This is a genomic window from Pseudomonas sp. D4-21, assembly GCF_051132125.1.
Lineage (GTDB): Bacteria > Pseudomonadota > Gammaproteobacteria > Pseudomonadales > Pseudomonadaceae > Aquipseudomonas.
The window spans coordinates 151,813-172,700 of record NZ_CP071664.1 but is presented as its reverse complement, the minus strand read 5'-3'; the positions used below and the strand labels follow the sequence as shown (position 1 = coordinate 172,700).

At 58.8% G+C, this 20,888-nt stretch carries 24 protein-coding genes; 16 read left to right on the top strand and 8 right to left on the bottom strand.

The window, feature by feature from the left end; all coding sequences use genetic code 11:
- Nucleotides 1-90: 90 nt before the first annotated feature.
- Together J3Q04_RS00825 and J3Q04_RS00820 are read right to left on the bottom strand one after the other, a co-directional pair.
- Nucleotides 91-1,311 (bottom strand): CaiB/BaiF CoA transferase family protein, encoded by a 1,221-nt coding sequence (locus J3Q04_RS00825; RefSeq protein ID WP_434608523.1) that lies wholly within the window; start codon nucleotides 1,309-1,311, stop codon nucleotides 91-93.
- A 13-nt stretch (nucleotides 1,312-1,324) separates the two neighbouring features.
- Nucleotides 1,325-2,506: an acyl-CoA dehydrogenase gene (locus J3Q04_RS00820; protein ID WP_039593369.1), complete on the bottom strand. Its 1,182-nt coding sequence runs from the start codon at nucleotides 2,504-2,506 to the stop codon at nucleotides 1,325-1,327.
- 155 nt (nucleotides 2,507-2,661) lie between these two features.
- Between J3Q04_RS00820 and J3Q04_RS00815 the strand changes: the two genes are divergently transcribed.
- The 10 genes from J3Q04_RS00815 to J3Q04_RS00770 all read left to right on the top strand — a co-directional run bounded on the left by J3Q04_RS00815 (nucleotide 2,662) and on the right by J3Q04_RS00770 (nucleotide 12,487).
- Nucleotides 2,662-3,558 carry a LysR family transcriptional regulator gene (locus tag J3Q04_RS00815; protein ID WP_420765931.1) on the top strand — a complete coding sequence of 299 codons (897 nt, stop codon included), beginning with the start codon at nucleotides 2,662-2,664 and terminating at the stop codon, nucleotides 3,556-3,558.
- 435 nt (nucleotides 3,559-3,993) lie between these two features.
- Nucleotides 3,994-5,115, top strand: coding sequence for a Re/Si-specific NAD(P)(+) transhydrogenase subunit alpha (locus J3Q04_RS00810; RefSeq protein ID WP_434561360.1), 1,122 nt, complete (start codon nucleotides 3,994-3,996; stop codon nucleotides 5,113-5,115).
- A 15-nt stretch (nucleotides 5,116-5,130) separates the two neighbouring features.
- Complete coding sequence (locus tag J3Q04_RS00805; protein ID WP_003187010.1) at nucleotides 5,131-5,454, top strand: NAD(P) transhydrogenase subunit alpha; 324 nt, start codon at nucleotides 5,131-5,133, stop codon at nucleotides 5,452-5,454.
- A complete protein-coding gene (locus tag J3Q04_RS00800; protein ID WP_434561362.1) occupies nucleotides 5,454-6,890 on the top strand; it encodes an NAD(P)(+) transhydrogenase (Re/Si-specific) subunit beta in 1,437 nt (478 codons plus the stop codon). The genes J3Q04_RS00805 and J3Q04_RS00800 overlap by 1 nt, the downstream gene beginning before the upstream one ends.
- A gap of 196 nt (nucleotides 6,891-7,086) precedes the next feature.
- Nucleotides 7,087-8,580: an acetyl-CoA hydrolase/transferase family protein gene (locus tag J3Q04_RS00795; RefSeq protein ID WP_434608528.1), complete on the top strand. Its 1,494-nt coding sequence runs from the start codon at nucleotides 7,087-7,089 to the stop codon at nucleotides 8,578-8,580.
- Nucleotides 8,581-8,898: 318 nt separating this feature from the next.
- Nucleotides 8,899-9,114 carry a DUF1127 domain-containing protein gene (locus J3Q04_RS00790; RefSeq protein ID WP_434608531.1) on the top strand — a complete coding sequence of 72 codons (216 nt, stop codon included), beginning with the start codon at nucleotides 8,899-8,901 and terminating at the stop codon, nucleotides 9,112-9,114.
- A 334-nt stretch (nucleotides 9,115-9,448) separates the two neighbouring features.
- Nucleotides 9,449-9,766, top strand: coding sequence for a DUF2388 domain-containing protein (locus J3Q04_RS00785; RefSeq protein ID WP_420765935.1), 318 nt, complete (start codon nucleotides 9,449-9,451; stop codon nucleotides 9,764-9,766).
- Nucleotides 9,767-9,872: 106 nt separating this feature from the next.
- Complete coding sequence (locus tag J3Q04_RS00780; protein WP_434608533.1) at nucleotides 9,873-10,181, top strand: DUF2388 domain-containing protein; 309 nt, start codon at nucleotides 9,873-9,875, stop codon at nucleotides 10,179-10,181.
- A gap of 27 nt (nucleotides 10,182-10,208) precedes the next feature.
- On the top strand, nucleotides 10,209-10,529 hold the full coding sequence (locus tag J3Q04_RS00775; RefSeq protein ID WP_420765937.1) for a DUF2388 domain-containing protein: 321 nt from the start codon (nucleotides 10,209-10,211) through the stop codon (nucleotides 10,527-10,529).
- Nucleotides 10,526-12,487, top strand: coding sequence for a DUF4105 domain-containing protein (locus tag J3Q04_RS00770; protein ID WP_420765938.1), 1,962 nt, complete (start codon nucleotides 10,526-10,528; stop codon nucleotides 12,485-12,487). Before J3Q04_RS00775 ends, J3Q04_RS00770 begins: the two co-directional genes overlap by 4 nt.
- Nucleotides 12,488-12,564: 77 nt before the next feature.
- Here the strand turns inward: J3Q04_RS00770 and trpA are convergent, their stop codons facing one another.
- Nucleotides 12,565-13,377, bottom strand: coding sequence for a tryptophan synthase subunit alpha (gene trpA, locus J3Q04_RS00765; protein ID WP_434561364.1), 813 nt, complete (start codon nucleotides 13,375-13,377; stop codon nucleotides 12,565-12,567).
- Nucleotides 13,377-14,609, bottom strand: a complete 1,233-nt coding sequence (gene trpB, locus J3Q04_RS00760; protein ID WP_434561366.1) for a tryptophan synthase subunit beta — start codon at nucleotides 14,607-14,609, stop codon at nucleotides 13,377-13,379. The genes trpA and trpB overlap by 1 nt, the downstream gene beginning before the upstream one ends.
- 111 nt (nucleotides 14,610-14,720) lie before the next feature.
- Here trpB and J3Q04_RS00755 point away from each other — a divergent pair, with 111 nt between their 5' ends.
- Nucleotides 14,721-15,614, top strand: coding sequence for a LysR family transcriptional regulator (locus tag J3Q04_RS00755; protein WP_434608537.1), 894 nt, complete (start codon nucleotides 14,721-14,723; stop codon nucleotides 15,612-15,614).
- Here J3Q04_RS00755 and J3Q04_RS00750 read toward each other — a convergent pair.
- Nucleotides 15,611-15,937, bottom strand: a complete 327-nt coding sequence (locus tag J3Q04_RS00750) for a DUF883 family protein (protein WP_420765942.1) — start codon at nucleotides 15,935-15,937, stop codon at nucleotides 15,611-15,613. The two genes, J3Q04_RS00755 and J3Q04_RS00750, sit on opposite strands and share 4 nt — an antisense overlap.
- Nucleotides 15,938-16,093: 156 nt before the next feature.
- Between J3Q04_RS00750 and J3Q04_RS00745 the strand changes: the two genes are divergently transcribed.
- Together J3Q04_RS00745 and J3Q04_RS00740 are read left to right on the top strand one after the other, a co-directional pair.
- Nucleotides 16,094-16,309: a dodecin gene (locus tag J3Q04_RS00745; protein ID WP_003177209.1), complete on the top strand. Its 216-nt coding sequence runs from the start codon at nucleotides 16,094-16,096 to the stop codon at nucleotides 16,307-16,309.
- Between the two features lie 110 nt (nucleotides 16,310-16,419).
- Nucleotides 16,420-16,644 carry a DUF1161 domain-containing protein gene (locus J3Q04_RS00740; RefSeq protein ID WP_434608539.1) on the top strand — a complete coding sequence of 75 codons (225 nt, stop codon included), beginning with the start codon at nucleotides 16,420-16,422 and terminating at the stop codon, nucleotides 16,642-16,644.
- A 54-nt stretch (nucleotides 16,645-16,698) separates the two neighbouring features.
- Here the strand turns inward: J3Q04_RS00740 and J3Q04_RS00735 are convergent, their stop codons facing one another.
- Complete coding sequence (locus J3Q04_RS00735; protein WP_434608541.1) at nucleotides 16,699-17,700, bottom strand: LLM class flavin-dependent oxidoreductase; 1,002 nt, start codon at nucleotides 17,698-17,700, stop codon at nucleotides 16,699-16,701.
- A 235-nt stretch (nucleotides 17,701-17,935) separates the two neighbouring features.
- Here J3Q04_RS00735 and J3Q04_RS00730 point away from each other — a divergent pair, with 235 nt between their 5' ends.
- Entirely contained in the window at nucleotides 17,936-18,367 is a 432-nt protein-coding gene (locus J3Q04_RS00730; protein ID WP_434561374.1) for an OsmC family protein, read from the top strand.
- A gap of 137 nt (nucleotides 18,368-18,504) precedes the next feature.
- Nucleotides 18,505-18,738 (top strand): DUF1161 domain-containing protein, encoded by a 234-nt coding sequence (locus J3Q04_RS00725; protein ID WP_420765946.1) that lies wholly within the window; start codon nucleotides 18,505-18,507, stop codon nucleotides 18,736-18,738.
- A gap of 6 nt (nucleotides 18,739-18,744) precedes the next feature.
- Here the strand turns inward: J3Q04_RS00725 and J3Q04_RS00720 are convergent, their stop codons facing one another.
- Both J3Q04_RS00720 and J3Q04_RS00715 read right to left on the bottom strand, forming a co-directional pair.
- Nucleotides 18,745-19,173 carry a hypothetical protein gene (locus J3Q04_RS00720; RefSeq protein WP_420765947.1) on the bottom strand — a complete coding sequence of 143 codons (429 nt, stop codon included), beginning with the start codon at nucleotides 19,171-19,173 and terminating at the stop codon, nucleotides 18,745-18,747.
- Between the two features lie 38 nt (nucleotides 19,174-19,211).
- Entirely contained in the window at nucleotides 19,212-19,625 is a 414-nt protein-coding gene (locus J3Q04_RS00715; RefSeq protein ID WP_420765948.1) for a hypothetical protein, read from the bottom strand.
- 59 nt (nucleotides 19,626-19,684) lie between these two features.
- Here J3Q04_RS00715 and J3Q04_RS00710 point away from each other — a divergent pair, with 59 nt between their 5' ends.
- Nucleotides 19,685-20,764: an aminopeptidase gene (locus J3Q04_RS00710; RefSeq protein WP_434608544.1), complete on the top strand. Its 1,080-nt coding sequence runs from the start codon at nucleotides 19,685-19,687 to the stop codon at nucleotides 20,762-20,764.
- The last annotated feature ends 124 nt before the right edge of the window (nucleotides 20,765-20,888 follow it).

Genomic DNA, 20,888 nt, shown 5'->3' with positions numbered 1-20,888 from the left:
ACATCCAGAATTTGCCGTCAACCCTTTATTTTGTTTTCTATCAATCAGATACCCAAATGACCGCAAGCGCCCTTCTATATAGAAGGGAGGCTACAGGACGCCGGAGTCCCGCAAGGTCGCTATCGCTGCAATATCCAGCCCCAGTACCCGCTGCAACACCTCCATCGTATGTTCGCCTAATAAGGGAGGCGCGTTTCTATATTCAATCGGCGTATCGGACAAGCGAATAGGACTGGCTACTTGCGGCACTGTACCGGCCAACAGGTGGGGCAACTCGATCGCCAACCCGCGAGCCTGCACCTGAGGATCGGCAAACACCTGGGCCAAATCGTTGATAGGGCCACACGGCACTCCGGCTTGCTCCAACTGAACCACCCACTCGGAAGTCGTCTTGAATACCGTCGCCTGGCGAATCAACGGGATCAGTGCCGCCCGGTTCGCCACTCGCATCTTGTTCGTCGCGAACCGGGGATCATCGGCCCACTGCGGTTGGCCGGCGACCTCGGCGAATTTTCGAAATTGACCGTCGTTACCCACCGTAAGGATGAAGTCACCATCAGCTGTGGGAAAATCTTGGTAAGGCACGATATTGGGATGCGCATTTCCCAACCGCTTCGGCGCACTGCCTGTGGTCAGGTAATTCATTGCCTGGTTGGCCAGGCATGCCACCTGAACATCCAGCAAAGCCATATCGATATGCTGCCCACCGCCGGCATGGTCGCGATGAGCCAACGCCGCCAGGATGGCAGCGGTCGAATACAAGCCGGTCAGAATATCCGTCAATGCAACACCGACTTTCACCGGCCCAGCTCCCTCTTCCCCTTCCGGTCGACCGGTAAGGCTCATCAAGCCTCCCAGCCCTTGGATCATGAAGTCATACCCGGCGCGCTTGGCATATGGCCCCGTCTGGCCAAAACCGGTGATCGAACAATAGATCAACTGCGGATTGATAGCCTTTATCGAGTCGTAATCCAGGCCATAGGCAGCGAGTCCACCCACCTTGAAGTTTTCGATCAGAATGTCGGACTTCGCCGCTAGCTCTAGGATCAGCTTCTGGCCCTCGGGGCGAGTAAAATCGATCGTGACCGATTGCTTGTTGCGATTGGCCGCTAGGTAATAAGCCGCCTCGGTCGTGTTCTCGCCGTAAGCGTCCTTAAGGAAGGGCGGGCCCCACGCACGCGTATCATCGCCATTGCCAGGGCGCTCGACCTTGATGACATCCGCGCCCAGGTCCGCCAGGATCTGCCCAGCCCAAGGCCCGGCCAGGACCCTTGATAAATCCAATACCCTCAGATGCGAAAGCGCGCCCATCGCCGGTCTCCTATTAATAGAACGCCTGAATACCGGTTTGCGCGCGCCCCAGGATCAGCGCATGGACATCATGGGTGCCTTCGTAGGTATTCACCACTTCCAGGTTCACTAGGTGACGAGCAATGCCGAATTCGTCGGATATACCGTTGCCGCCCAACATGTCACGGGCCATGCGCGCGATATCCAGAGATTTACCGCAAGAATTACGCTTCATGATCGAGGTAATCTCCACCGCAGCCGAGCCCTCGTCTTTCATGCGCCCCAAACGCAAGCAGCCTTGCAGCGCGAGGGTGATTTCCGTCTGCATGTCGGCCAGCTTCTTCTGGATCAACTGATTTGCCGCCAACGGGCGTCCGAACTGTTGCCGATCAAGCGTGTACTGGCGGGCGGTGTGCCAGCAAAACTCAGCGGCCCCCAACGCCCCCCAGGAGATGCCATAGCGTGCCGAGTTCAGGCAAGTAAACGGCCCCTTCAGGCCTCGGACGTCTGGAAAGATGTTCTCCTCCGGAACGAATACATTGTCCATGACGATTTCGCCAGTAATCGACGCGCGCAGCCCGACCTTGCCGTGAATAGCCGGCGCACTCAGGCCTTTCCAGCCTTTTTCCAGGACGAAGCCGCGGATATCGCCAGCGTCGTCTTTGCCCCAGACGACAAACACGTCAGCGATCGGGCTGTTGGTGATCCACATCTTGCTACCCGTCAAGCTGTAGCCGCCTTCCACTTTCCGCGCGCGAGTAATCATCGCGCCCGGGTCGGAACCGTGGTTTGGCTCAGTCAGGCCGAAACAGCCGATCCATTCGCCCGAAGCTAGCTTCGGTAAATATTTCTGTTTTTGCGCCTCGGTCCCGAATTCATTGATGGGCACCATGACCAGCGAGGATTGCACGCTCATCATCGAGCGATAGCCGGAATCGACGCGCTCCACTTCCCTGGCAATAAGGCCATAGCTGACATAGTTCAATCCGCTGCCACCGTATTGCTCGGGAATGGTCGCCCCCAGCAGGCCCACTTCGCCCATTTCACGAAAAATCGCCGGGTCGGTCTTTTCATGACGGAACGCTTCCAGCACTCGAGGCGCGAGCTTCTGCTGGGCAAATTGTTCGGCGGTGTCACGAATCATTCGCTCTTCTTCTGTGAGCTGCTGATCCAACAACAGTGGGTCGATCCAGTTGAAGCTCGCTTTACCGGCCATGAGAAACCTCGCCAATGAGATGAAAATTTGTGGATTGATCCTAGGCGCGGTTTCCTACGAGAGCAAACGAGGATTCCGCATGCTGTTGTGCTAATTTCTCACTCCGTAAAAGGCGAAAAGGCCGTTTACGCCCTTCACGAGTGAGATCTCCGTACATGCGCCGCAAGATTCCCAGCACCGCCGCCCTGGTCAGCTTCGAGGCCGCGGCCCGCCATGAAAGCTTTACCAAGGCCGCGCAAGAGCTTTCGCTCACACAGGGCGCGATATGCCGACAGGTTGCCAGCCTGGAAGAGTTTCTGAGCGTGGAACTCTTTCGACGTTCAAGGCGCGGCGTAAAGTTGACCGAAGCAGGGCTTTCCTACAGTCGTCGGATTGCCATGCAGCTGGACGCGGTCGAGCGTGACACTCTGTCAGTCATGGGCCATACCGGCGCGAACGTCATCGAGCTGGCGGTAGTGCCAACATTCGGTACGCAATGGTTGTTGCCACGGCTGAAGGATTTTCAAAAACAGCACCCCGAAGTTACGGTCAACCTGACCAACCGAACACGCCCTTTCCTCTTTGCCGACACCGATTTTGATGCCGCCATCTATTTCGGCGATGCCGATTGGTCCGGTACCGAATCCCACAAGTTGATGGGCGAAAACCCGATGCCGGTATGCAGCCCGGCATTACTGGGAAACCGAAAGGCGCTGACACCGGAGGCTATTGCTCAATTGCCACTGCTTCAGCAGACCACCCGCCCCTATGCATGGCGCCAATGGTTCAGCTCGCAGGAGCTGAACATTGCACGGGACCTGACAGGCCCGCGTTATGAACTATTCTCGATGTTGGCCCAAGCAGCCATGCATGACATGGGAATCGCGTTGATCCCGCCTTTTCTGATCCAGCGCGAACTGGCGGAGGGTCGTTTGGTAATCGCCAATCGCAATGCATTGTCGAGCATCAAGGCGTATTACCTGATGATTCCCGAACGAAAGGTGAAATCTGCTTCGCTTCAGGCGTTTCGCGACTGGCTGGTAAACCAAGCCAAGGGCTATCTCCTTGAATAGCAATGCAAAATTGCGATCTTGACTACGTAGTCAGTTTATTAGGATCGCTACAGATATAAGTTTATGTCGCATAAAACCAAACTGTTATGGACGAAGTACAATCGTTCCACAACCGGCTAAATACGTGGCTTTGAGCCACATTTCCAACGCATGCCTACGTATTCACCTTGGCAATGTAAAAAGTAAGACGATTCTCCGGCTATCCCTTTAAGAACAAGGCTTCACGGGCAATTGAACCTGATGGTTGCGACACTTGGTCACAGGGTGACTTGTAGTTAATTTTTCGTCACACGTCATAATCCCTTGAAGGGCAGAATTTTCGCCTGCAAAATGCCGCGCCCCGCCTGAAGAGGCGAGGTCGTGCTGATCGGCCGCCCCAGCCGCACCATCCGAAGTGCCTGGGTTTACTCAATAAGATCACGCAGGAGATTTGACGTGCACATTGGTGTTCCCCTCGAAACCCAAACGGGTGAAACACGGGTTGCTGCTACCCCGGAAACCATCAAGAAGCTCATCGGCCAAGGCCATAAGGTTACTGTTCAAAGCGGCGCCGGTATCAAGGCCAGCGTGGTCGACAGTGCTTACGAAGCGGCGGGCGCAACTATTGGCAGCGCCAGCGATGCGTTCGGGGCCGAACTGATCCTCAAGGTGGTCGCCCCCAGCGATAGCGAACTGGGGCTGATCAAGAGCGGCAGCGTTCTGGTGGGCATGCTCAATCCGTTCAATAACGAGACCATTACCAAGCTGGCCGAGCGCGGCATTACCGCATTCGCCCTTGAGGCCGCCCCACGCACGTCCCGGGCCCAAAGCCTGGATGTGTTGTCGTCTCAAGCGAACATTGCCGGGTATAAGGCCGTGCTGCTGGCCGCCCATCATTATCCACGCTTCATGCCGATGCTGATGACAGCGGCGGGCACCGTGAAAGCGGCGCGAGTATTGATCCTTGGCGCCGGTGTGGCGGGGCTACAGGCAATTGCCACGGCCAAGCGCCTGGGTGCTGTGATCGAGGCTTCGGATGTGCGGCCCGCGGTAAAGGAACAAATCGAATCCCTCGGCGCCAAGTTCGTCGACGTGCCTTACGAAACCGACGAAGAGCGTGAATGCGCCGTCGGCGTTGGAGGTTACGCCCGGCCCATGCCTGCCAGCTGGATGCAGCGTCAGGCCCAGGCTGTGCACGAGCGCGCCAAACAAGCTGACATTGTCATTACCACGGCACTGATTCCGGGCCGCAAGGCACCGACGCTGCTAAGCGCCGAAACCGTCGCGCAAATGAAACCCGGCTCGGTGGTCATCGACCTCGCGGCAGCCCAGGGCGGCAATTGCCCGCTGACCGTGGCCGACCAGGTGGTTGTCGAGAACGGCGTCACCATCGTCGGCCCGACCAACCTGGCTGGCGAAGTCGCGGCCGATGCCTCGGCGCTGTACGCCCGTAACCTGCTGGACTTCCTGAAGCTGGTCTTCACCAAGGAAGGCCAGTTCGACGTGAACCTGGAAGACGACATCGTCGCAGCGTGCCTGATGTGCCGCGACGGCCAAGTCATCCGCAAAAACGCCTAAGCAGGGATTCAGACAATGGAAGAGCTTATCTCCCCCGGTATCTACAACCTGATCATCTTTGTGCTGGCCATTTATGTCGGTTACCACGTGGTCTGGAACGTAACGCCTGCGCTGCATACGCCGCTGATGGCGGTGACCAACGCCATTTCGGCCATCGTGATCGTCGGCGCGATGCTCGCCGCCGCCCTGACCGTAACGCCTCTGGGCAAGACCATGGGTACTCTCGCCGTGGCCCTGGCTGCGGTGAACGTGTTCGGTGGCTTCCTGGTGACGCGCCGCATGCTCGAGATGTTCAAGAAAAAAGCCCCGAAAGCCGTAAAAGAAGAGGCGCCCAAGTAATGAGCATGAACCTGGTAACGACGCTCTACCTGATTGCGTCCATCTGCTTCATCCAAGCCCTCAAAGGCCTGTCGCACCCTACCACCTCCCGTCGCGGCAACCTGTTCGGCATGCTCGGCATGGCATTGGCGGTGCTTACTACCGTCGGACTTATCTACAAACTGGGAGCCGAGCTGGCGACCGCCGGCATTGGTTATGTCATCGTTGGCTTGTTGATCGGCGGCACCGCCGGTTCGATCATGGCCAAGCGTGTCGAGATGACCAAGATGCCGGAGCTGGTGGCGTTCATGCACAGCATGATCGGCCTAGCGGCGGTGTTCATTGCCATCGCCGCTGTCGTCGAGCCGCAATCGCTGGGCATCGTCAAGCAATTGGGGGATTCGATTCCGGCGGGTAACCGTCTGGAGCTGTTCCTTGGCGCGGCAATCGGCGCAATCACGTTCTCCGGTTCGGTGATCGCCTTCGGCAAGCTGTCGGGCAAGTACAAGTTCCGCCTGTTCCAAGGCGCTCCGGTGCAGTTTGGCGGTCAGCACAAGCTCAACCTGATCCTGGGCCTCGCCACACTGGGCCTGGGCCTGGCTTTCATGTTCACCGGCAACCTCGGCGCATTCGCCTTGATGCTGGCCCTGGCGTTTGTCCTGGGCGTGCTGATCATCATCCCGATCGGCGGTGCGGACATGCCGGTGGTGGTCTCGATGCTCAACAGCTATTCCGGTTGGGCCGCAGCAGGCATCGGCTTCTCGCTGAACAACTCGATGCTGATTATTGCAGGCTCGTTGGTGGGTTCGAGCGGCGCGATCCTCTCGTACATCATGTGCAAGGCGATGAACCGCTCGTTCTTCAACGTACTGCTCGGCGGTTTCGGCAACGCCGCAGATGCTGCTGGCCCGGCAGGCTCCAAAGAAGCCCGCCCAGTGAAATCCGGCTCGGCTGACGACGCGACTTTCCTGCTGACCAACGCCGATACGGTGATCATCGTTCCAGGCTACGGCTTGGCGGTCGCCCGGGCGCAGCACGCGTTGAAAGAACTGACCGAGAAGCTGACCCACCACGGCGTGACGGTGAAATACGCAATCCACCCGGTTGCCGGTCGTATGCCCGGCCACATGAACGTCCTGCTGGCCGAGGCCGAAGTGCCTTACGACCAGGTATTCGAGATGGAAGACATCAACTCCGAGTTCGGCCAGGCCGACGTGGTGTTGGTGCTGGGCGCCAACGACGTGGTCAACCCGGCGGCGAAGAACGATCCGAAGTCGCCGATTGCCGGCATGCCGATTCTTGAGGCGTTCAAGGCCAAGACCATCATCGTCAACAAGCGCTCGATGGCCAGCGGTTATGCCGGCCTGGACAACGAGCTGTTCTATCTCGACAAGACCATGATGGTGTTCGGCGACGCCAAGAAGGTCATCGAAGACATGGTCAAAGCAGTGGAATAAGCGTCAGCTGTTTATCAAAACGCCCCGACTTGTCGGGGCGTTTTGATTTGTATCAAGGCAAAGCGTTACCGATCCGGTAATGATGTTTTGCCTGAAACGCCCGTAATAGAGGCCTCAAATGCGACTTTTGTAGCGGGTCGGGCTCGGCGCGAATTCTCTAGACTGCGCATCCAGCTTCCAGCCCGAGAAACCATTCATGTACCGTGATCGCATCCGCCTGCCTTCGTTGTTGAATAAAGTGATGAGCGCTGCCGAGGCAGCCTTGCTCGTTGAAGACGGAATGACCGTCGGCATGAGCGGCTTTACCCGCGCCGGAGAAGCGAAGGCCGTGCCGCACGCACTGGCCGAACGCGCCAAGGTCACGCCGTTGAAAATCAGCCTGATGACCGGAGCAAGCCTGGGCAACGATCTGGATAAGCAGCTCACCGAAGCTGGCGTACTGGCACGACGCATGCCCTTCCAGGTGGACAGCACCCTACGCAAGGCCATCAACGCAGGCGAGGTGATGTTCATCGACCAGCATCTTTCGGAAACCGTCGAACAGATGCGTAACGCCCAGCTCACGTTGCCAGATATTGCCGTGATCGAAGCGGTGGCGATCACCGAGCAAGGTCATATCGTGCCGACCACGTCGGTAGGTAACTCCGCCAGCTTTGCGATCTTCGCCAAGCAAGTGATCGTCGAGATCAACCTGGCCCATAATCCAGATTTGGAAGGCCTGCACGACATTTACATCCCCAGCTATCGTCCAACTCGCCTGCCGATCCCCCTGGTGAAGGTTGACGACCGTATCGGCAGCACCGCCATCCCGATCCCACCGGACAAAATCGCCGCCATTGTCATCTCCCAACAATCAGATTCCCCTTCGACGGTCTTGCCGCCGGACGACGACACCCAGGCTATCGCCGACCATCTGATCAGCTTTTTCAAGCAAGAAGTCGCGGCCGGGCGCATGACCAACAAGCTTGGCCCTCTGCAGGCCGGCATCGGCAGCATTGCCAACGCAGTGATGTGCGGATTGATCGACTCTCCGTTTGAAGAACTGACCATGTATTCCGAGGTATTGCAGGACTCCACATTCGACCTCATCGACGCCGGCAAGCTGAGTTTCGCCTCTGGCAGCTCCATTACGTTGTCCGCTCGGCGCAACACGGATGTCTTTGGGAATCTGGCGAAATACAAGGACAAACTGGTGCTGCGCCCGCAGGAGATCTCCAACCATCCGGAGGTAGTGCGACGCCTGGGCATCATCGGCATCAACACGGCGCTGGAATTCGACCTGTATGGCAACGTCAACTCGACTCACGTATGCGGCACGCGAATGATGAATGGCATTGGGGGTTCGGGGGATTTTGCCAGGAACGCACACTTGGCTATTTTCGTGACCAAATCCATTGCCAAGGGCGGCGCCATTTCCAGCGTCGTTCCGATGGTCAGCCATGTGGACCATACCGAGCATGATGTCGACATCCTGGTGACCGAGATTGGACTGGCTGACTTGCGGGGCTTGGCGCCACGCGAACGGGCGCGGGCGATCATCGAAAACTGCGTGCATCCATCCTATCGCCAGGCATTGAACGAGTACTTCCAGGCGGCAAGCGCTTTGGGCGGACATACGCCGCATATTTTGCGGGACGCACTCAGCTGGCACATGAACCTGGAAGCAACCGGACGCATGCTTCCGGTTTGATACAGCTGGATCACCGTTAGGGCTAAAACAGTTTTATAAATCCAAAGGGCTCGGCAGGTTCTTTGCAGAAACTGTACTTCTGTACCGGTGATTTCTTACAGTCATATCCCACAAAACACAGCCAGACACTGAATAACGCACCAATTTAGTGCCGATAGATACAGTTGCCTCAAGATTGACCAGTACACCGCGCTTTAACAGTTAACTGGTCTCTTACAATACAGATGAACTGTATCTACAGGGACTGGCCAAACGGGAGGATCATGGGCACCAGTTAAACCACTACCTAATCCCGCCACAAGCGGAAGGATGTCAACCATGGAACGTACACTCAGTTCCGAGCTGTTTTTCGAAGACAAAGCTGAACAAAACCAGGCTTCCATGCCTCTTCGCGTTATCGCTAACCTGATGCTGTGGCAGCGCCGCATTGCCAGCCGCCATCAATTGGCCCGTCTGGATTCGCGCCTGCTGGCAGATGCCGGTATCAGCGAAGCACAGCGCTACGAAGAGCTGAGCAAGCCGTTCTGGCGCTAATTCAGCGTCGCTGGCCCTGACCCATCGGGTCCATCGCCAGCACCGAATTGAATAAACAAGACCCGTCGTGGGAAACCGCGACGGGTCTTTCGTTTTCGAGCCTGAACCGGTCTGAGATCGGGAAACAGAACAGTTATACCAAAGCTATTCATGCACCAGTACAGTTGGTTGGATGGCGATTATCTTGCCTTGGGTCGAGCCAAGGACCATTGCAAAGCTGTAAGCAAACGCGATCTGTCCTAATATTGATGCAACCGTGGCGAAGCGAGTCGAGCATGTGTCTCCCCTTCCAGCTACAGGCACCGGTATCACCTCATATACAAGGAGCTCCATCATGTCCCGTCTTCGCCTGCTCAGCGCAGTAGCGCTGTTGGCCGTAGCTGCCCAGTCCAACGCCAGCAGCTTCATCGTCACCACCGACTCCATTGTCGGCGCCCTCAAGGCCACGTCCGACGTAACCTCCGATGCAACCTCATCACTGCGTGACAATAAAATCGTTCAAGCCGCACGTGACGACGCCGCCAGCTTCGTGGCCAGCGAAGGCGCTATCCGCGGTGTGAAACTGGAGAGTGCATTGGATTACATCCGCCAGCAGGCACCGCAGCTCAACGCCACCGATGCGCAGCTTGCACAGGCCATCCTGGTAATCTGATGCAACATGAAACATTGGGCACCCAAGGGTGCTCCGATGTTTCCGCGCTGGCCCTGGCCCGCAGGTTTGCGCTAGCCTTCAAGCTCGCCAACAACCGTCGAGTCCCATGCGTTTTTACTCAAAACTTTACAGCGCCTGTTTATTCACAGTTTTTTGCTGGTCTGTCCCGGCCCATGCCTTCGATGTGTCCACTCAACAAGTGGTCGCCAGTGGCTACGCCACGAGCCTGGTGACCTCCGCACCCTTCGACAATAAACGAGTCGTCGCCGCTCGTGATGACGCCGCCGCGTTCATTGCCAGCGAAGGACAATTCCGAGGTCCGCAATTGGAGTCGGCCCTGGACTACCTGCGCCGGAACCAGCCGAAACTTCACGCCAGCGACCTTGAACTGGCACAGGCAATTCTCGTCCAATAACTATCTTTAATTCTCCGGAGTCGTTCCATGCGTAGCCCGCTGATTGCTGCCGCCCTTGGCCTGCTGGTGTTGGCCGATGTGGCCCAGGCACATACCCTGGTAGCCACCAGTAACATCATCGTTCGCGCCTCCCAGCGTTCGATTGATTTCACCTCTGACACCACCACATCCATTCGTGACTCAAAGATTGTCCGCGAAGCTCACGATGACGCTGCCAGCTTCGTCGCCAGCAACGGCGAGATTCGTGGCGCTCATCTCGAAGCGGCTTTCCAGACATTGCGTACCCGCGTACCGGAAGCCCGCGACGCCAGCGACCAGGTTCTCGCCGAAGCTATCCTCGCATTGTGAGGCGGCTGGCCGCCTGGCTGACTGCCGGGGTTGTGCTGCTTCTGAGCGGCACAGCCCAGGCCGGTCTCCAGTTACATCTCAATAGCGATGGCTTGAGCCCGGCACAACAACAGGCCAGCCAGGCACTGCTCGATGAAGCCATGCAGGCATTGCCGCCACGCTTCATCGAGCGACTGGACCGGCGCATCGATGTCGGCTGGACCGATCGGATGCCCGCAAACGCCTACGGCCAGGCTTCATTGGTGTCGCAGTTGGACTTGAACCGGAACCTGCTGGACAGCCTCACCGATGGCAGCGCCGCCAAGCAAAAGACCTTGCGCCCCCACGGCACCGTGCGGCGCGAAATGCTCGCTACCGTGCTGCACGAACTGACTCATATCTATGACCGCTCGCGCCTTTGGCCAAATGCCGAACGTGTGCTGATCCAACGCTGTACTCGGCGTAACAGCAGCGCCGGGCTGATCGGCATGACGGATGAGTGCAGAGGCCAGAACGACCGGCGCTTCACGCTCAGCGATGATCCTCGCCTGCTGGATCTCGCCGGCTGGCCGCAGTATGTGGGCCGTCGCGGCGAACGCGAGCAGCACAACCGTCAGGTTGCCCGCAGCCCGGACCTCTATGAGACGAGCAGTCCCAAGGAGTTCGTCGCGGTCAATATGGAGTATTTCCTCCTCGATCCAAGCTACGCCTGCCGACGTCCCGCGCTGTATCGCTATTACCGTGAGCACTTTGGCTGGGCGCCCGCCGCCAAGGACACCTGCTCCACGTCGTTCGCCTTTCTCAATGCCGGCAATGATTTTGCCAAGACACCACTGGGCAAGGTCGATCCGGAACGCGTCTATGCCATCGACTACCTGTTGGCTGAAGCCAACCAGAACTGGGTCAGCCGTTGGGGCCATAGCATGCTCCGCCTGGTGATATGCGCACCGGGCCGTCCACGTGGGCCAGATTGCCGATTGGATCTGGACCAACACCTGGTGCTTTCGTACCGCGCCTTCGTAGGCGACGTTCAGCTGTCGAGTTGGGACGGCCTGGTAGGCAAATACCCGTCGCGTCTGTTCGTACTGCCGTTGGCCCAGGTCATCGACGAGTACACCAAGACCGAACTGCGCAGCCTGGCGTCGGTGCCCCTCAAGCTGTCGCGCACCGAAATCGAAGAAACGGTCGAACACGCCGCCGAAATGCATTGGAGCTATGACGGCAACTATTACTTCCTCTCCAATAATTGCGCGGTAGAAAGCTTGAAGCTGCTGCGCAGCGGCAGTAATAACGAACAGCTCAAAGGCCTGGACAGCATCATGCCCAACGGTCTGCTGGAAGTGCTCAAGGGCCGTGGCTTGGCCGACACCAGTGTGCTGGATGATCCCAAGGAAGCCTTGCGCCTGGGTTACCGCTTCGACTCATTCCGCGAACGCTACCAAGCCATGTTCGACGTTCTGAAAAAACGCCTGCCGATACGGCAACAAACCGTCGAAGACTGGCTCGCGCTGGACGCTGCAGAACGCCGCGTTTGGTTTGAACAGGCCGACCTGCGCACCAGCGCGGCATTGCTATTGCTGGAACAGGCCAGTTTCCGTCGGCAATTGCTGCTCGCCCAGGATGAAGTCAAACAGCGCTACCTTGGCGCGCGTGAGCTTCAAAACGGTGGCATGGAGAGAGCCAACGCGACGTTGCAACAGATTCTCGCCAATAGCGGCTTCCTGAGCCGTCCGGCCGAACTGCTGGGCAGCAGCGGCTACGGATTGCCACAACCCAGCGAATGGCAGCGATTGGAATCGGAAAGCAGCCTGCGCCAGAAACAGCTTCAAACGCTGACCGGCGACCTGGATAAGGAAGTCAGGGCATTGCTTGAACCGAGCCGCGCTGCTGAAATCGCCGCGAGCGAGGCCAATGTGAAGGAGATCGGCGAACATCTGCGCAAGCTGCACAAAGCCGCAGGTGGGTTGGAGTTGCCGTGACTGCCAAGCCTTGAAGCGATAACAAAAAGGGGTTCGGAACCCAGTTCCGAACCCCTTTTTCATTGGCGCGAGCCAAATCAGCCAAGACGCGCCTTACGTACACCATCAGCCAAGGCCGCGCACAAGCTCAACACACCATCAATCGCCTGTTCCGACGTATCGGCGCTGGCGATATGGTCGATCAGCGCGGAGCCGACCACTACGCCGTCGGCCAACCGGGCGATGGCTGCCGCCTGTTCCGGGGTGCGAATACCGAAGCCAATGCTGATCGGCAGATCGGTATGCCGACGCAGACGCGCCACCGCTTCTTCTACATGCTCCAGCGTCGCGGCACCGGCACCGGTCACACCCGCGACCGACACGTAATAAACGAACCCCGAGCTGCCGTTGAGCACGGTCGGCAAACGCACATCATCGGTGGTTGGCGTCGTCAGACGGATGAAATCCAGGCCGGCAGCCTGGGCCGGCTCGCACAGTTCGCTGTTGTGCTCGGGTGGCATGTCCACGACGATCAGGCCATCGACACCGCTATCCAGCGCTTCGCCGATGAAACGCTGCACGCCATAACGATGGATGGGGTTGAAGTACCCCATCAGCACCAGCGGCGTCTCGGTATTGTCCTTGCGGAACTCCCGAACCATCTGCAGGGTTTTCGCCAGGTTCTGCTGGGCGCCCAAGGCACGAATGTTCGCCAATTGGATTGCCGGGCCGTCGGCCATCGGATCGGTGAACGGCATGCCCAACTCAATAACATCGGCGCCGGCGGCAGGCAGGCCCTTGAGGATCGCCAGCGACGTGTCGTAGCCCGGATCGCCAGCCGTGACAAACGTCACCAGGGCGGCACGGTTCTGTTGTTTGAGTTCGGCAAAACGGGTTTGCAGGCGGCTCATCAGTGTTTCTCCTGCTGGGACTGTTCCATGTGGTGCATCACGGTTTGCATGTCTTTATCGCCACGGCCGGACAGGTTGACCACCATCAGGTGATCCTTGGGCAGGTTTGGCGCGCGCTTGAACACTTCAGCCAAGGCATGGGCACTCTCCAAGGCAGGAATAATCCCTTCCAGGCGGCAGCATTTATGGAACGCTTCCAAAGCTTCGGCATCGGTGACGGAGGTGTATTGGACGCGGCCAATGTCATGCAACCAGGCGTGTTCAGGGCCAATGCCGGGGTAGTCGAGGCCAGCAGAGATCGAATGCGCGTCGATGATCTGGCCGTCCTCATCCTGCAACAGGAAGGTACGATTACCGTGCAGCACGCCTGGAACCCCACCGTTCAGGCTCGCCGCATGCTTGCCGGTCTCGATGCCGTAGCCCGCCGCTTCGACTCCAATGATTTCAACGCTCTTGTCATCGAGGAATGGGTGGAACAGGCCCATGGCATTGGAGCCACCGCCGATGCACGCCACCAGGCTGTCCGGCAGACGACCCTCCTGGGCTTGCAGCTGGTCACGGGTTTCCTTGCCGATCACGGCTTGGAAGTCGCGGACCATCTCTGGATAGGGGTGCGGGCCGGCTACAGTGCCGATCAAGTAAAACGTGCTGTCGACGTTGGTCACCCAGTCACGCAGCGCCTCGTTCATCGCATCCTTGAGTGTGCCGGTACCGGCGATCACGGGGATGACTTCGGCGCCAAGCAGCTTCATCCGAAACACGTTAGCCTGCTGGCGCTCGATGTCGGTGGTGCCCATATAGATTACGCAGTCCAGGCCAAAACGAGCGGCCACGGTGGCAGTGGCCACCCCATGCATGCCGGCGCCGGTCTCGGCGATAATGCGTTTCTTGCCCATGCGCCGCGCCAGCAGGATCTGGCCGATGCAGTTGTTGATCTTGTGCGCGCCCGTGTGATTCAGTTCTTCACGCTTGAGGTAGATCTTCGCGCCGCCGCAGAACTCCGTCAGGCGCTCGGCGAAATACAGCGGGCTTGGACGACCCACATAGTCCCGTTGGAAGTAGGCCAATTCCTCGATGAACGCAGGATCTTCCTTTGCCGTTTCGTATTCACGGGCCAGATCAAGGATCAGCGGCATCAGCGTTTCCGCGACATAACGGCCGCCGAACGCGCCAAACAGGCCGTTGGCATCGGGACCGCTGCGCAGGTTGAAAGGGGTCGTAGGCTGGGTCATCGGGCGCTCCAGGCGAATGCGTAGAAAAACAATGAGCCCACTCTACCCCTGACATATCGCTCTGAAAACCGATAAGATCGCCACAACCTGTCAGAAAAACTCACAAATACCATGAGCCATGATCTGCCACCGCTCAACGCCCTGCGTGCCTTCGAGGCCACTGCCCGCCTGAACAGCGTAAGCCAGGCGGCGGAACAGCTGCACGTCACCCACGGCGCGGTTAGTCGACAACTCAAAGTGCTGGAAGAGCACTTGGGGATCAGCCTGTTCGTCAAGGATGGGCGAGGCTTGAAACTCACAGATGCGGGACTGCGCCTGCGTGACGCCAGCGCCGATGCGTTCGAGCGCCTGCGCACCGTTTGCGCCGAGCTGACCCAAAGCACAGCGGACGCCCCGTTCGTGTTGGGCTGCTCGGGAAGCTTGTTGGCGCGTTGGTTCATCCCCCGCCTGGGCAGGCTCAATGCCGATCTGCCTGATTTGCGCCTGCACCTGTCCGCAGGTGAGGGCGACCTCGACCCGAGGCGCCCAGGGCTGGACGCCCTACTGGTATTCGCCGAACCACCCTGGCCGGCAGACATGCAGGTGTATGAACTGGCCAGCGAGCGGATCGGGCCGGTGATGAGCCCGCATTACGCGGGCTTTGCCCGCTTGCGCAATGCATCCGCCACTGCGCTGCTGAGCGAACCGCTGTTGCACACCACCTCACGCCCCCAGGCCTGGCCCACTTGGGCACGGCAAAATGCCCTGGAACCCCAGGCATTGAAGTTAGGGCAAGGTTTCGAACATTTGTATTATTTGCTGGAGGCGGCCGTGGCCGGGCTTGGCGTGGCGATCGCCCCCGAGCCCCTGGTGACCGAGGACCTGCGGGCTGGTCGCCTGGTCGCGCCATGGGGGTTCGGTGAAACTCCCGCACGACTGGCGCTATGGTTGCCCAAGCGCGCCGCAGACGGGCGCGCCCGGCAATTGGCGCAGTGGCTCAGGCATGAGCTGAACCCATCGAACTAGTTACCGCGCTTGCACAACAAGTAAGCGGCCAACAGACCCAGTGCGCCAACGGCAACGCCAGCGGTGGTCCATGGATGTTCCTGAGCGTAGTCGCGCGTGGCGATCCCGGTTTCGCGGGTTTTCACCTTCACCTCTTCATACGCATCGCTGAGCAGATGCCGAGAATGTTTCAGTGCGCTTTCGGCATTTGCCTTAAGCGACTTGAGCGTCCTACGCGACTCGTCCGACGCGTCGTCCTTCAGGCTTTCCAACGACTTGAGCAGACTCTCGATCTCCGCTTCCATGCTTTGCAACGAGGCTTTGCGTAACGAAGTGCTGGCCATGGTGGCTCTCTCCTGCAGTGGTTGAGTAGCGTGTGTGGATTGGGACTGCGACCGTTTGGGAAAGTGCACTAAATCTGAACTTTCCAAGCGTAAACGGCGCCACATGTAAGGCGAAAAATCGCTGCTAGGCTGTTTAAGACAACCAAGGAGAACGTTATGAGTGATCACCACACGTACAAAAAAGTCGAGCTGGTCGGTTCGTCTCCCACCAGCATTGAAGACGCCATCAACAATGCCCTGGCCGAGGCCAGCAAGAGCCTCAAGCACTTGGAATGGTTCGAAGTCACGGAAACCCGGGGCCACATCGAAAATGGCCGGGCCGCGCACTTCCAGGTGACCATCAAGGTTGGGTTCCGGATCGCCAACAGCTGAGTTCTTTGAACTTGCACGCTGGCGGAGTGCCATAGGGAATGGCGATGCGCTATTGGGCGCATCACGTCTTACGAAACCTCCCTATCTGATCCGACCGAGGAGTGCGAGCGATGAAGAAGTTGATGGTGGCCCTGGGTTTGCTGAGCCTTGCGGGTACTGCGTTTGCGGCCGGCAAGCCATGCGAGGAGTTGAAAAGCGAAATCGCAGCGAAGCTCGATACCAAAGGCGTGTCGGGTTATTCGCTGGAGATCGTCGATAAAGGTGCAGCGGGTGACGGAAAAGTCGTCGGCACCTGTGAGGGCGGTTCGAAAGAAATCGTCTACATACGCGGCTGATAACGCGCTCAGATCAAAGCCGACGCATCGCGTCGGCTTTTTATTGGCCGCGACTCAGCCTTTCATGACCTGTGCCAGCAGTTCATACGAGTGCAGGCGGTCGGCGTGCTCATAGAGGTCGCTGGTGAAGATCAGCTCATCGGCCTGAGTCTGTTCGATCAACACCTCCAACCTGGCGCGGATCTTCTGAGGACCGCCAATCATGGCCAGGCCAAGGAAATCCCCCACCGCTTCCTTCTCATGGGGCAGCCATAGACCATTCATGGTTTCCACCGGCGGGCGCTGCACCAGGCTCTGGCCGCGCATCAATGCCAGGATCCGCTGGTACACCGACGTCGCCAGGTAATCGGCCTGCTCGTCCGTGTCAGCCGCCACCAAAGGCACCCCGAGCATCACGTACGGCTTGTCGAGTACGGCCGACGGTTGGAAGTGATTGCGATAAACACGAATCGCCTCGTGCATGAACCGCGGTGCGAAATGGGAGGCGAACGCGTAGGGCAAACCGCGCTCCCCGGCCAACTGCGCACTGAACAGGCTAGAACCCAACAGCCACACCGGTACATTCGTTCCCGTGCCGGGCATGGCGATGATGCGTTGGTCAGGGGTACGCGGGCCGAGATAGCGCATCAGTTCGGCCACGTCATCAGGGAAATCATCAGCACTGCCGGAGCGTTCGCGGCGTAGTGCACGCGCGGTCATCTGGTCGGAACCGGGGGCGCGTCCCAACCCAAGGTCGATCCGGCCCGGAAACAGACTTTCCAAGGTGCCGAACTGTTCGGCGATCACCAACGGTGCGTGGTTGGGCAGCATCACCCCGCCCGAGCCGACGCGGATGGTCGACGTCCCCCCCGCCAGGTAGCCCAGCAGCACCGCCGTCGCGGAGCTGGCGATGCCGTCCATATTGTGGTGTTCCGCCACCCAGAAACGGGTGTAGCCAAACTTTTCCACGTGCTGCGCCAAATCCAGGGAATTGCGCAGGGACTGGGCTGCATTGCCGTCAGCGCGGACGGGCACAAGGTCGAGGGTTGAAAATTTAACTTCGGACAGCTGTTTCATGGGCCGGCATCTCCAACGGCGTACGAGCTTTTCTGTAGGCGAAAGCCTGCCGTTTCTCTAGGTGTGTCCTATGAATGTGGGCATATACCCGAGTTTCAATAGTAGCGAAGAATTTTCCTAGTAAATTAGTCGACTAATCGACCGGGTGAACTTTATCGGCCGGTCTATCCTCACAATCCTGGCACTGAAAAATACCCAGGCGCGAACCCTCGCGCCAGATCATGAGGAGGCACACATGGCTATCGTCAAGAAAGCATCGGCTCACTGGGAAGGTGACCTGAAGACCGGCATAGGCTCCATCTCCACGGAAACCGGCGTGTTGCGCGAAGCGCCCTATGGTTTCAAGGCACGTTTTGAAGGCGGCAAGGGCACCAACCCTGAAGAACTGATCGGCGCGGCCCACGCGGGCTGCTTCTCCATGGCGTTTTCGATGATCCTTGGCGACGCTGGGCTCAAGGCCGACAGCATCGACACCAACGCCGAAGTGACCCTGGACCAGGTCGACGGCGGCTTTGCGATCACCGCGATCAAGCTGATTCTCAAAGCCAAGATTCCCGGCGCCAGCCAACAGCAATTTGAAGAGCTGAGCAACAAGGCCAAGGAAGGTTGCCCGGTTTCCAAGGTGCTCAACGCCGACATCACCCTGGACGCGACCCTGGTGAATTGACGAACCGAGAAGGTCGCGGTCTCCCGAGGCCGCGGTCTTCTATGGTTTACCCGCTATTTACCCGAAGGCAACTGTGGTCGAATGCAGGTCTGCAGTTTCAGCGCACAGGCGTGCGCGCTGTATTGAGGAGTTCGAGCATGAAACGTTTGGCCTTGGCAGTCATCGGTTGCGCACTGACCACATCGGCCCTCGCGGCACCCAAGCCCTGCGAAGAATTGAAAGCAGAGATCGAAGCCAAGATCCAGGCCGCAAACGTGTCCTCATACACCTTGGAAATCGTCACCAACGACGAAGTCCACGACCAGAACATGGTGGTGGGCAGTTGCGATAACGGCACCAAGAAAATCATCTACCAGAAGAACGACCGCTAGGCAGCGCTACATCAAACAATTGGCCTGTCGATCCTCGGCAACGATTTCACGCTTGGCGTTATAGAGCCGGGCACTGGGGGAGTACGCCAGATTACGAGCCTCCAGGCGATAACGCTGGCCGGCCTCGAAATGGTCGTAGCGCACGATCAGATAGCACAGCCGTTCCTTCGGGTCGTTCATCATGCCCAGCCCACCGCCCGCGCCGAACACCTCGAAGTCGAAGCGCACCTTGAGTTCGTGGCTACCGGGTGAAACCTGAAAAAAGCGTCCGTCCCGCAGCCGCTGGCCGTCCAGGCTTTCAGCCATCAGCAGCTTGCCGCCCGGCATAGGGGTGGCGAAGTCGACCCAGGCCATGTTCGGGTCCATTTCGGGCAATGGGCTCGTCGCGCATCCGCTCAATGTCGCAAGAGCCAAAAACAACGTGGGTAGGCGCATGATGATTTCCTGAAGTCAGGCCCCGAGCATAGCGCCAATCAGCTTTGCTGGCAGCCTGCCGGCGTGCCTTGGCCCACCACGTTGCGCTGTTGGTCGTAAAGCTTGGCCCACGGCCGGAACCCGATACTGCCGGCTTGCAACTGATAGCGCTGGCCCGCGTTGAAATCCTTGAATTTTACGTTCAACCGGCAATCGCGCCACAGCGGCTCGGCATCTGGCCCGATGTTGCCCGGCTCCACGGCAAATTGATAACGCACCGTCAGCTCATGGCTACCCGGTTGAACCTCGAAATAACGCCGGTCGATGGATGCCTTGTCATCGACTTCCAACGCTTGCAACGCCGTGTCCCGATGGTTACCTAGGTCAATCCACGCCTGGGAGGGATCTGGATCGGGCAAACCGGCACAGCCGGTCAGCAGCAACAGGCCACTTGTCAGCATCAACACGCGCATAGCGAAGCTCCGGGCAGGCGAGATAGTCTTGAGGCAGACTTCCCAGGGTGATTCCAAAATTGATCAGGCAGCGCTCACGCCATCGGTTACTCGACCGTGTTTTCAGGATTTTGTTTCCGGCCTTCCTGCTTTTGTTACTCAACGGTTGTACAAGCGTCGGTTATTACGGCCAGCTCGCCAGCGGACAATGGCGACTGCTGCAAGCACGCGAGCCCATCGACCGGGTCATTGCCGACCCCACCCGTGATTCCGGATTGCGCACCCATCTGGCTCAGGCCCGTGAGGCCCGCGCGTTCGCCAGCAAACACCTGCACCTGCCCGACAACCAGAGCTATCGCCTGTACGCGGACATCGGCCGCCCCTTCGTCGTCTGGAACGTCTTCGCCACCCCGGAGTTTTCCCTGGCCCCGCTAACCCACTGTTTTCCCATCGCCGGTTGCGTGGCGTATCGGGGCTATTACAGCCAGGGCGCCGCCCGGGGCGAGGCCGCTTTGCAGCGTTTGCGAGGCATGGATGTGTCGATTGCCGGCATAGAGGCCTACTCGACGCTGGGCTGGTTTGACGATCCGATCCTCAGTTCGATGCTGCATTGGGGCGACGAACGCCTGGCGACGCTGATCTTTCATGAACTGGCGCACCAACGCGTCTACATGAAGGACGACACGGAGTTCAACGAATCATTCGCCACCTTCGTCGAGCAGGAAGGCACCCGCCAATGGCGCGCCCATCGCGGCCTGGCGCCGGACAACGGCAACCGATTGCGCCAGCGCGACCAGTTCATCCAGTTGATCCTCGACACCCGCCAACGGCTGGAAACCCTCTACGCCCAACCCCTACCGACCGAGCAGATGCGCCAACGCAAAGCCGAGGAATTCGAACGCCTGCGCGCCGACTACGCGCACCTACGCGACAGCCAATGGGCCGGCGACAAACGCTACGACGCCTGGATCTACGCGCCCCTGAACAACGCCCGAATATTGCCGTTCGGCCTGTACGACCAATGGGTGCCGGCGTTCGGGGCGTTATTCAAGCGTGAGGGCGAGGATTGGCTGGCGTTTTACAGCGCGGTGGAAAAACTCGGCCGCTTGCCAACCGTAGAGCGCAAGGCAGCGCTGAAGGCGCTGGCCTCAACCAATTGACGGCAAACGAACAAGCCCTGATCGCAAGCACGCCCAAAACCTCAACCCAGCCAAGCCCCCCGGTGGGAGCGAGCCTGCTCGCGATCGCGGCCCAACAGCCAGTACATATTCCGGGAATACCAAC

Coding starts and splice junctions, on each gene's coding strand:
- J3Q04_RS00800 (WP_434561362.1), top strand. CDS start 5,454: ATGAGCATGAACCTGGTAACGACGCTCTACCTGATTGCGTCCATCTGC.
- J3Q04_RS00745 (WP_003177209.1), top strand. CDS start 16,094: ATGAGTGATCACCACACGTACAAAAAAGTCGAGCTGGTCGGTTCGTCT.
- J3Q04_RS00780 (WP_434608533.1), top strand. CDS start 9,873: ATGCGTTTTTACTCAAAACTTTACAGCGCCTGTTTATTCACAGTTTTT.
- trpB (WP_434561366.1), bottom strand. CDS start 14,609: ATGACCCAGCCTACGACCCCTTTCAACCTGCGCAGCGGTCCCGATGCC.
- J3Q04_RS00815 (WP_420765931.1), top strand. CDS start 2,662: ATGCGCCGCAAGATTCCCAGCACCGCCGCCCTGGTCAGCTTCGAGGCC.
- J3Q04_RS00735 (WP_434608541.1), bottom strand. CDS start 17,700: ATGAAACAGCTGTCCGAAGTTAAATTTTCAACCCTCGACCTTGTGCCC.
- J3Q04_RS00785 (WP_420765935.1), top strand. CDS start 9,449: ATGTCCCGTCTTCGCCTGCTCAGCGCAGTAGCGCTGTTGGCCGTAGCT.
- J3Q04_RS00740 (WP_434608539.1), top strand. CDS start 16,420: ATGAAGAAGTTGATGGTGGCCCTGGGTTTGCTGAGCCTTGCGGGTACT.
- J3Q04_RS00730 (WP_434561374.1), top strand. CDS start 17,936: ATGGCTATCGTCAAGAAAGCATCGGCTCACTGGGAAGGTGACCTGAAG.
- J3Q04_RS00755 (WP_434608537.1), top strand. CDS start 14,721: ATGAGCCATGATCTGCCACCGCTCAACGCCCTGCGTGCCTTCGAGGCC.
- J3Q04_RS00750 (WP_420765942.1), bottom strand. CDS start 15,937: ATGGCCAGCACTTCGTTACGCAAAGCCTCGTTGCAAAGCATGGAAGCG.
- J3Q04_RS00715 (WP_420765948.1), bottom strand. CDS start 19,625: ATGCGCGTGTTGATGCTGACAAGTGGCCTGTTGCTGCTGACCGGCTGT.
- J3Q04_RS00825 (WP_434608523.1), bottom strand. CDS start 1,311: ATGGGCGCGCTTTCGCATCTGAGGGTATTGGATTTATCAAGGGTCCTG.
- J3Q04_RS00795 (WP_434608528.1), top strand. CDS start 7,087: ATGTACCGTGATCGCATCCGCCTGCCTTCGTTGTTGAATAAAGTGATG.
- J3Q04_RS00720 (WP_420765947.1), bottom strand. CDS start 19,173: ATGCGCCTACCCACGTTGTTTTTGGCTCTTGCGACATTGAGCGGATGC.
- J3Q04_RS00790 (WP_434608531.1), top strand. CDS start 8,899: ATGGAACGTACACTCAGTTCCGAGCTGTTTTTCGAAGACAAAGCTGAA.
- trpA (WP_434561364.1), bottom strand. CDS start 13,377: ATGAGCCGCCTGCAAACCCGTTTTGCCGAACTCAAACAACAGAACCGT.
- J3Q04_RS00775 (WP_420765937.1), top strand. CDS start 10,209: ATGCGTAGCCCGCTGATTGCTGCCGCCCTTGGCCTGCTGGTGTTGGCC.
- J3Q04_RS00805 (WP_003187010.1), top strand. CDS start 5,131: ATGGAAGAGCTTATCTCCCCCGGTATCTACAACCTGATCATCTTTGTG.
- J3Q04_RS00725 (WP_420765946.1), top strand. CDS start 18,505: ATGAAACGTTTGGCCTTGGCAGTCATCGGTTGCGCACTGACCACATCG.
- J3Q04_RS00820 (WP_039593369.1), bottom strand. CDS start 2,506: ATGGCCGGTAAAGCGAGCTTCAACTGGATCGACCCACTGTTGTTGGAT.